This window comes from Bifidobacterium sp. ESL0775, from assembly GCF_029395475.1.
In the GTDB taxonomy this organism is placed as follows: domain Bacteria; phylum Actinomycetota; class Actinomycetes; order Actinomycetales; family Bifidobacteriaceae; genus Bifidobacterium.
This window is the reverse complement of record NZ_CP113917.1, coordinates 2245730-2255024: the sequence shown is the minus strand read 5'-3', so window position 1 is coordinate 2255024 and position 9295 is coordinate 2245730. Positions and strand designations below refer to the sequence as shown.

The following is a 9295-nucleotide window of genomic DNA, read 5'->3' as shown; positions in this document are numbered from 1 at the left end:
ACGCTGTTAATCTCAATGCCGAGCGGCGAGGAAGTCCCCAATCACGCATCCGAACTCGACCAAACAGGAATTCTGGGCACGGGGAGGCTCCAGGCCCGTCTCAATGGCGTGATCCAAGGAAACCGCGCACCAACCCCGGACACACGGACAGGCCACACAGCCCTTACGGGGTCCTTCCCATACCCGGGGCTTGGATCTTTTCGGGGAGGCCAGTTTATCGCCGGCCTCCCCGTCCCTTCCTACGCCCGAACACCACTGCCGACAGTAGTCTTCAACTCGCTGGCGTGCGAAGGTACACTATGTAAGATTGTGGAACTTCGACCTTGCATCCCACACAATCCTCTTTTTCGACGTTTTGATCATCTGCTCTAGCAATGCAACGGGGGCACGGGGAGGCTCCAGACCCGTCTCAAAGGCGTGCTCAAGGAAACCGCGCACCAACCCCGATGCGGTAGGAAGGATACTCGGCCTGCGGGCTTAATCAGTCCACAATCAACCCAATCGTCCCCATCCCGTGTCAATTATGCTAAACTGAATATCGAGCGTACATGAATGACGTACGTTAATGACGGTAAGACTTTATTGCAGGTAGGACATTATGGATACTTATACTCCGACAGCAGCAAGGAAGAACCTGTACCAGATTCTCAAGGATGTCAACGTTCAGCGGAAACCCGTAGTGATTTCTCCCGCAAGGGGCAACAAGGACGAGGAAGCCGTAGTCGTCAATCGTGCCGATTGGAATTCGATGATCGAAACCTTGTATCTGGAGAACACGGGCACACTCGCCACAGCTGAAAAACGCCGTGCTGACGATAGCGGAATCACGGATTTCGATGATATTGATTGGGATACGCTGTGACTTATCGCGTTGTCATCAAAAACTCGGCCAAATCAGATCTTAAAAAACTCAAGCGTTCACATCTCCAGCAATCATTCATGCAGGTAGTGGCAGATCTGAAATCTGACCCGTATCAGCCGACCCAATCATTTGAAAAACTGCAGCCTGCTAGCCGGGGATTGTATTCCCGCCGGATCAATAGCCAGCATCGGGTGGTCTATGACCATCAATGATGACACGAAGACCGTAACGATATATGCTGCGTGGAGCCATTACGAATAAGGAACTGAGTTAAGGTTGGTTCGAGAAGGGCCCAGGCCGAAATTTCATTCGTTTCGTCGAACTATCTAGCTCAGCTTTTGTTTCAATTTATCTTTGTTGAATTTAGTTTTCTGACTTTGTGCATTGGCGCAAATCTTGTACCGCTTCGTAATGATGATAGGGCATACTCATTGCAAATTTCCAGCCTAAGGGAACATAATGTCCATTATCGGCTAATCCGGTTGAAACGCAATCACGCTATTCTCACGCCGTTATTCCTGATAGGCTTCTTCTGATTTTATTTCGTTATAATGGCTTTACTCGTGGCAAGTGGCCGCAAGATTCTCAAAGAAGGGGAAATCTATGAGTGGACGTTTAGCAGGCAAAGTGGCTGTGATTACTGGCGCAGGATCCGGCATGGGCGCGCAGATGGCGCGCGTGTTCGCCGAGGAAGGCGCAAGCATCGTAGGCACTGACATCAACGCGGACCGTCTTGAATCGGTGAAGAAGGAGGTCGCACAAGCCGGCGGCAAGATGATTACAGTCATCGCCGATGTCTCCAAAGAGGACGACATCAAGGCTATGTTCGAGGCCGCACGGGCCGAATATGGTCATTTCGACATCGTCGTCAACAACGCAGGCGTCATGGACGACATGAGCCCCGTGGGCGAGGTCACCGACGAGATGTGGAAGCGGGTTTTCGCGATCAACGTGGATAGCGTCATGTATTCCATGCGTGAGGCGATTCATGAATTCCTGCCTCGTAAGAAGGGCGTGATCCTCAACATCGCTTCGGTCGGCGGCACCAACGGCGGGCGCGCCGGTGCGGCATACACCGCCTCGAAACATGCCGTGGTCGGACTTACCAAGAACACCGCGTTCATGTATGAGAAGGAAGGGATTCGCGTCAACGCCATCGCTCCAGGTGGCATTAAAACCAATATCACCGAATCGATGAAGGGCGTTAGCCAGTTCGGTATGGAACGGCAGAAAACCGGTATGGGATTGATGCCCGATATCGGTTCTGCGGAATCCATTGCACAAGCGGCGTTGTTCTTGGTTTCCGATGAAGCTGATTATGTCAACGGCGCGATTATGCCGGTCGACGGCGGTTGGATCACTTTCTGATGACAACCTATGAGAAGACAGCAAACTCCAGGGTTTAATATTTCGCATGTTGTCTTCTCCGATCATTTTGAATTGAAGTAGTGCCGCCGTATCCGTCCATTGACGATTAGTGTCGATAGCCAGGAACGGCGGCAACGCGAGAAAACCAATAAAATAATTTTTCCAAGAACTCGATAAATGAATGTACGGTTGTTGGGGATGATCGATCATGAATTCCGACACGCCGTTGAAACGCCGTTGTTTCAAGGAATCTGGGGTTGTTATTCGAACAGGACTTGCGTGTGGGGGCAACCTAGTGTAAGTTATCTACTTGCTGCCTGATGGCGACAACAAATCCCTGAGATTAGTTGAAGTTGTTGGTGTGGTGGTGGTTTGAGAACTCAAGAGTGTGTCTGTACTACTTTTTATATGTAAAGCTTTTTTTGATTGCCAGTCCGATGCCCGCCCGGTTCTGCCGGGTAGCCGAGGGGTTTTGAAGGGTGTCGGGGTTTTTAGTGTGGACCATCCCCCCTTATGGGATGGTTCCGTCAATTATTTTGTATGGAGCCGATTTTCTCGGCCTTTCATGTTTTTTGTGGAGGGTTCGATTCTGGCTCAGGATGAACGCTGGCGGCGTGCTTAACACATGCAAGTCGAACGGGATCCGGAGTGCTTGCACTTCGGTGAGAGTGGCGAACGGGAGAGTAATGCGTGACCAACCTGCCCCATGTTCCGGAATAGCTCCTGGAAACGGGTGGTAATGCCGGGTGTTCCGCGTGATCGCATGTGATCGCGGGAAAGGGTTACCGACATGGGATGGGGTCGCGTCCTATCAGCTTGTTGGCGGGGCAACGGCCCACCAAGGCTTTGACGGGTAGCCGGCCTGAGAGGGCGACCGGCCTCATTGGGACTGAGATACGGCCCAGACTCCTACGGGAGGCAGCAGTGGGGAATATTGCACAATGGGGGGGAACCCTGATGCAGCGACGCCGCGTGCGGGATGAAGGCCTTCGGGTTGTAAACCGCTTTTGTTGGGGAGCAAGCGAGAGTGAGTGTACCCTTCGAATAAGCGCCGGCTAACTACGTGCCAGCAGCCGCGGTAATACGTAGGGCGCAAGCGTTATCCGGATTTATTGGGCGTAAAGAGCTCGTAGGCGGTTCGTCGCGTCTGGTGTGAAAGCCCATCGCTTAACGATGGGTCTGCGCCGGATACGGGCGGGCTTGAGTGCAGTAGGGGAGACTGGAATTCCCGGTGTAACGGTGGAATGTGTAGATATCGGGAAGAACACCAATGGCGAAGGCAGGTCTCTGGGCTGTTACTGACGCTGAGGAGCGAAAGCGTGGGGAGCGAACAGGATTAGATACCCTGGTAGTCCACGCCGTAAACGGTGGATGCTGGATGTGGGACCCATTCCACGGGTTCCGCGTCGGAGCTAACGCGTTAAGCATCCCGCCTGGGGAGTACGGCCGCAAGGCTAAAACTCAAAGAAATTGACGGGGGCCCGCACAAGCGGCGGAGCATGCGGATTAATTCGATGCAACGCGAAGAACCTTACCTGGGCTTGACATGTTCCGGACAGCGGCAGAGATGTCGCCTCCCTTCGGGGCCGGTTCACAGGTGGTGCATGGTCGTCGTCAGCTCGTGTCGTGAGATGTTGGGTTAAGTCCCGCAACGAGCGCAACCCTCGCCTTGTGTTGCCAGCGGGTCATGCCGGGAACTCACAAGGGACCGCCGGGGTCAACTCGGAGGAAGGTGGGGATGACGTCAGATCATCATGCCCCTTACGTCCAGGGCTTCACGCATGCTACAATGGCCGGTACAACGGGATGCGACGCGGCGACGCGGAGCGGATCCCTGAAAACCGGTCTCAGTTCGGATTGGAGTCTGCAACCCGACTCCATGAAGGCGGAGTCGCTAGTAATCGCGGATCAGCAACGCCGCGGTGAATGCGTTCCCGGCCTTGTACACACCGCCCGTCAAGTCATGAAAGTGGGCAGCACCCGAAGCCGGTGTCCGAACCCTTGTGGGCGGAGCCGTCTAAGGTGAGGCTCGTGATTGGGACTAAGTCGTAACAAGGTAGCCGTACCGGAAGGTGCGGCTGGATCACCTCCTTTCTACGGAGAATTCAGGCCACTGTCTGGTGGCCGGTGTCGGACGCGTCCGGGATGTTCCCGGTCCGTGTCCTGCTGGTGTGGAAAAGATCAAGGATGACAACTTTACAATGCATCAGTGGTGTGGGCATGCTTTTGGGCTCCCGGATCGCCACCCCGACCTCTGGTCGGTGCGATTCGATGCCTTCCGCTGACGGCGGCCCCGGACGGGGCGCCTGATCCGGATGCGCGTGGTGGCTTGAGAACTGGATAGTGGACGCGAGCAAGATATGATTCTTGCTTTGTTAGATGCAATTTTTTCAGACCGGTCTCCGATTCTTTTGGATTGGGGATTTGGTCGATCGTTTTGTGATCATTCATAGTGTGATGATGTGTTGTCCAGAGTTTTTCGCAGAAGGTCCTTGCGGCATGCATTCCTTGTGTGGGTGTGTGTTGCTGGCAAGGGCGTATGGTGGATGCCTTGGCAGACAGTACCGATGAAGGACGTGTGGGGCCGCGATAGGCCTCGGGGAGCCGCCGACAGGGCTTTGATCCGAGGATTTCCGAATGGGGGGACCCGCCGGCCGTATGGGCCGGCACCGCTTTCGAGCGGGGGGTACGCAGGGAAGTGAAACATCTCAGTACCTGCAGGAAAGGATATTCCGTGAGTAGTGGCGAGCGAAAGCGGATCAGGCCAAACCGGCCGCGTGTGATAGCCTCCAGGCGTTGCGCGGCGGGTGTTGTGGGGCCTGGTGCCCGGGCGCTGGAGCGCCCGGCGGAAGTCATAAAGCGGCGTGCTAGGCGAACGGGATTGAATTCCCGGCCGTAGAGGGTGATGGCCCCGTAGCCGGTCGCGCGCTGCCTTCCGATCCAGGTTCCCAAGTAGCACGGGACTCGTGGAATCCCGTGTGAATCCGCCCGGACCGTGGGGTAAGCCTAGATATGACTGTCTGACCGATAGCGAACGAGTACCGTGAGGGAAAGGTGAAAAGCACCCCGGGAGGGGAATGAAACAGTTTCTGAAACCGTGCGCCTACGAACCGTCGGGGCCCCCTTGTGGGGTGACGGCGTGCCTATCGAAAAATGAGTCTGCGAGTCAGTGGCAGGTGGCGAGGCTAACCCGTCGTGGGGGAGCCGTAGCGAAGGCGAGTCTCAAAAGGCGTTTGAGTCGCCTGTCCTGGACCCGAAGCGGGATGATCTAGCCCTGAGCAGGTTGAAGCGCGGGTAAGACCGCGTGGAGGACCGGACCCACCTAGGTTGAAAACTGGGGGGATGACTTGGGGCTAGGGGTGAAAGGCCAATCAAATTCCGTGATAGCTGGTTCTCTCCGAAATGCATTTAGGTGCAGCGTCGCGTGGTTCGCCCGGGGGGTAGAGCTACTGGATGCCTGAGGGCGCGTATCGCGTACCGACGGCAACCAAACTCCGAATACCCGTGGCGGTGGAGCGCGGCAGTGAGTCGGCGGGGGATAAGCTCCGTCGTCGAAAGGGAAACAGCCCAGATCGTCGTCTAAGGTCCCGAAGCGCGTGCTAAGTGGGAAAGGATGTGGAGTCGCATAGACAGCCAGGAGGTTGGCTCAGAAGCAGCCACCCTTGAAAGAGTGCGTAACAGCTCACTGGTCTAGTGGTTCCGCGCCGACAATGTAGCGGGGCTCAAGCACGCCACCGAAGACGCGGCAGCAGCTTTTGCTGCTGGGTAGGAGAGCGTCCCGTACGGGGTGAAGCGGCCGCGTAAGCGAGCCGTGGACCGTGCGGGAGCGAGAATGCAGACATGAGTAGCGAGAGACGGGTGAGGATCCCGTCCGCTGGATGACCAAGGGTTCCGGGGCCACGTTCATCGTCCCCGGGTGAGTCGGGTCCTAAGGCGAGGCCGACAGGCGTAGTCGAATGGACGAACGGGTCGATATTCCCGTACCGGCGCAGGACCGTCCGGGCCGAAAGTCGGGTACTAACCTCCCGCCTTGCGGATGCCTCCCTTCGGGGTGGCTGATGCTTGGTGGTTGGGACAGACCTTCCGGTAGGCCAGCGCAGGAGTGACGCAATGGAAGAGCCGGCCGCGGCGGTGGTAGTCCGTGGCCAAGCGTGCAGCCCGCACCCCAGGCAAATCCGGGGCGCATTGAGGGTGAGGCGCGATGGTGGGGCCCGTTGGGGCCGAACCCGGTGGTTTCCGTTGCCGAGAAAAGCTTCGGCGCGAGGTGCTGCGGCGCCCGTACCGCAAACCGACACAGGTGGTCAGGTAGAGAATACCAAAGCGATCGAGCGAATCCTGGTCAAGGAACTCGGCAAATTACTCCCGTGCCTTCGGTATAAGGGAGACCCCCTGGGGTGAAGGGCTTCGCGCCCGGAGCCCCGGGGGGGTGGCACAGACCAGGGGGTAGCGACTGTTTACCAAAAACACAGGTGCATGCGAAGGCGCAAGCCGCTGTATATGCACTGACGCCTGCCCGGTGCCGGAAGGTTAAGAGGATCCGTCATCCCTCCTCGTGAGGGGGCAGCGGTGAATTCAAGCCCCGGTAAACGGCGGTGGTAACTATAACCATCCTAAGGTAGCGAAATTCCTTGTCGGGTAAGTTCCGACCTGCACGAATGGCGTAACGACTTCCCCACTGTCTCGACCAGGAGCTCGGCGAAATTGCAGTACGAGTAAAGATGCTCGTTAAGCGCAGAAGGACGAAAAGACCCCGGGACCTTTACTATACCTTGGTATTGTCATTAGGTGGAAACTGTGTAGCATAGGCGGGAGGCTTCGAAGCGGTGGCGCCAGCCATCGTGGAGCCGCAAGGTGAAATACCGCTCTGTCTCCATTTGATGTCTAACCTCGACGCGTGATCCGCGTCAGGGACAGTGCCTGGCGGGTAGTTTAACTGGGGCGGTTGCCTCCCAAAGGATAACGGAGGCGCTCAAAGGTTCGCTCAGCCCGGTTGGCAATCGGGTGTCGAGTGCAATCGCACAAGCGGGCTTGACTGTGAGACTGACGGGTCGAGCAGGGACGAAAGTCGGAGATAGTGATCCGGTGCCGGCGCACGGGCGCGGCATCGCTCAACGGATAAAAGGTACCCCGGGGATAACAGGCTGATCATTCCCAAGAGTCCATATCGACGGGATGGTTTGGCACCTCGATGTCGGCTCGTCGCATCCTGGGGCTGTAGCAGGTCCCAAGGGTTCGGCCGTTCGCCGATTAAAGCGGCACGCGAGCTGGGTTCAGAACGTCGTGAGACAGTTTGGTCTCTATCCTCTGCGCTCGTTGGAATATTGAGGAGACCTGCCCATAGTACGAGAGGACCTGGGTGGACGAACCTCTGGTATGCCGGTTGTCGCGCCAGCGGCACGGCCGGTTGGCTACGTTCGGAAGGGATAACCGCTGAAAGCATCTAAGCGGGAAGCCTGCTCCGAGATCAGTATTCCTTAGGGGCTTTGACCCCTTGTAGGCCCCAGGCGAGAACACCTGGTTGATAGGCCGGACGTGGAAGCCCCGCGAGGGGCGGAGCCGACCGGTACTAACGGCCGAAAGGCAATCACACTCCCCATTCGTTGGGGACGTGAGGGCATCCCCTGCGATTGACTCCAGGCAGCACTAGCGCTTGGATGGCACAACTCGATTTGCATCCGATACGCGTCCGCTTTCCGGTTCCCGAGCCGCCACATCCCGCAACCCCCGGGTTGCGCACAACATAAGATTTGCGGCGGCCATAGCCCAGGGGAGACGCCCGGTCCCATTCCGAACCCGGAAGCTAAGGCCTGGCACGGCGATGGTACTGCACCCGACAGGGTGTGGGAGAGTAGCCCGCCGCCGCACCACACGTAACGAAGGCCCCGCGGTTGAGCACCAGCTCCCGCGGGGCCTTTCGCATGCCCGGCCCCGCCCGGGCCACACCAACCGCCCACACCCGGGACACACGCACGACATCCTCGAAATATGATGACGAAAGACGGTATTGAGTCTTATATTCTTTTCAAAACTGCAATCTCAATGCTGAGCAGCAAAGTAGTGCCCGATCCCGTACCGGAAGCCATCCAATAGAAAACTCGTGGCATCTTTTGAGACCTGGGCATGGGGCACCAACGCGTCGAAGACATGGAAAGCGCCGGGGAAGACGCGGAATCTCGTCTCAACGCCGGCTGCGGAGAGGCGATTCATATAGGTGACCGTTTCATCGTGGAATGATTCGATATCGCCCACATAGCTCAATGTCGGAGGAAGCCCGTTTAAATCTCGAGCCCTGGCAGGGGCAGCATACGCTGGTACGTTGCCAGTGACTCTTCGATTTCCTAGATACATATTCCAGCATAAGCGGTTTGAAGCGGTGTTCCAGACAGGAGCATCGTTGTCGCTTGAGCTCGGAGTTTCCCGGTCGTCCAGCATTGGGCAGATCGGCACCTGGAACGCGATATTCACGTCTTTCCGGTCCCGTGCCAAGAGACTGACCGCAGCCGTAAGATTGCCGCCTGCGCTGGCCCCTGCGACAATCAACTGGTCTGGGCGTACACCCAGCTGCTCGGCGTGGTCTTTCAGCCATAGCAGTGTCCAATAGCAATCCTCAAGAGCCGCAGGATACGGTGCTTCGGTGGATTTGCGGTAATCGGGAGCCACGAGAACGGCATTAGTGGCGTCCACTATTTTTTCAAAATAAAAGGCTTCAAGTTCAGGGGACTCGAGGGCGAATCCACCTCCATGTATCCAAAGGATACCGGGAGTTGGAGCAGAAGATGAATCTGCATTGGCAGCTTTGTGTGCAGAGTCTGTCTTTGGCCGGTAGATACAGATACGAAGATTGGTGCCGTCGGGTCTACGCAAATACCGCTGTCCATAATGTAAATGGGTGTAGTTGACGCCATTCAGCAGACGCGTTGCTCGATTCGCCCAACGGATAGATGAAGGAGTGAAGTATGGCAAAATTCGCCGAATTACCCTCCCTGTGCTTCGCAGTTCGGGATCGATCATCTCGTCGCTGATATGTGTCATCGTCATCTCCCATCACTGTCAGCATTGGAAGGT

4 protein-coding genes and 3 rRNA genes are annotated in these 9295 nt (G+C 56.7%); 6 read left to right on the top strand and 1 reads right to left on the bottom strand.

Annotated elements, in window-relative coordinates; all coding sequences use genetic code 11:
* Positions 1-598: 598 nt before the first annotated feature.
* From OZX73_RS08795 to rrf, 6 genes are all read left to right on the top strand, one after another.
* A complete protein-coding gene (locus OZX73_RS08795) occupies positions 599-862 on the top strand; it encodes a type II toxin-antitoxin system Phd/YefM family antitoxin (protein ID WP_277149453.1) in 264 nt (87 codons plus the stop codon).
* A 603-nt stretch (positions 863-1465) separates the two neighbouring features.
* Positions 1466-2230: a glucose 1-dehydrogenase gene (locus OZX73_RS08785; RefSeq protein ID WP_277149452.1), complete on the top strand. Its 765-nt coding sequence runs from the start codon at positions 1466-1468 to the stop codon at positions 2228-2230.
* Positions 2231-2801: 571 nt separating this feature from the next.
* Positions 2802-4324, top strand: a 16S ribosomal RNA gene (locus tag OZX73_RS08780).
* A 93-nt stretch (positions 4325-4417) separates the two neighbouring features.
* Positions 4418-4540 carry a hypothetical protein gene (locus OZX73_RS08775; RefSeq protein ID WP_277149451.1) on the top strand — a complete coding sequence of 41 codons (123 nt, stop codon included), beginning with the start codon at positions 4418-4420 and terminating at the stop codon, positions 4538-4540.
* 209 nt (positions 4541-4749) lie between these two features.
* Positions 4750-7821 (top strand): 23S ribosomal RNA (locus OZX73_RS08770).
* Between the two features lie 157 nt (positions 7822-7978).
* Positions 7979-8095: ribosomal RNA gene (rrf, locus tag OZX73_RS08765) — 5S ribosomal RNA — on the top strand.
* The 16S, 23S and 5S rRNA genes sit together here, the layout of an rRNA operon.
* A gap of 171 nt (positions 8096-8266) precedes the next feature.
* Here the strand turns inward: rrf and OZX73_RS08760 are convergent.
* On the bottom strand, positions 8267-9268 hold the full coding sequence (locus OZX73_RS08760) for an alpha/beta hydrolase (protein WP_277149450.1): 1002 nt from the start codon (positions 9266-9268) through the stop codon (positions 8267-8269).
* Positions 9269-9295: the final 27 nt, after the last annotated feature.

Coding starts and splice junctions, on each gene's coding strand:
- OZX73_RS08795 (WP_277149453.1), top strand. CDS start 599: ATGGATACTTATACTCCGACAGCAGCAAGGAAGAACCTGTACCAGATT.
- OZX73_RS08785 (WP_277149452.1), top strand. CDS start 1,466: ATGAGTGGACGTTTAGCAGGCAAAGTGGCTGTGATTACTGGCGCAGGA.
- OZX73_RS08775 (WP_277149451.1), top strand. CDS start 4,418: ATGACAACTTTACAATGCATCAGTGGTGTGGGCATGCTTTTGGGCTCC.
- OZX73_RS08760 (WP_277149450.1), bottom strand. CDS start 9,268: ATGACGATGACACATATCAGCGACGAGATGATCGATCCCGAACTGCGA.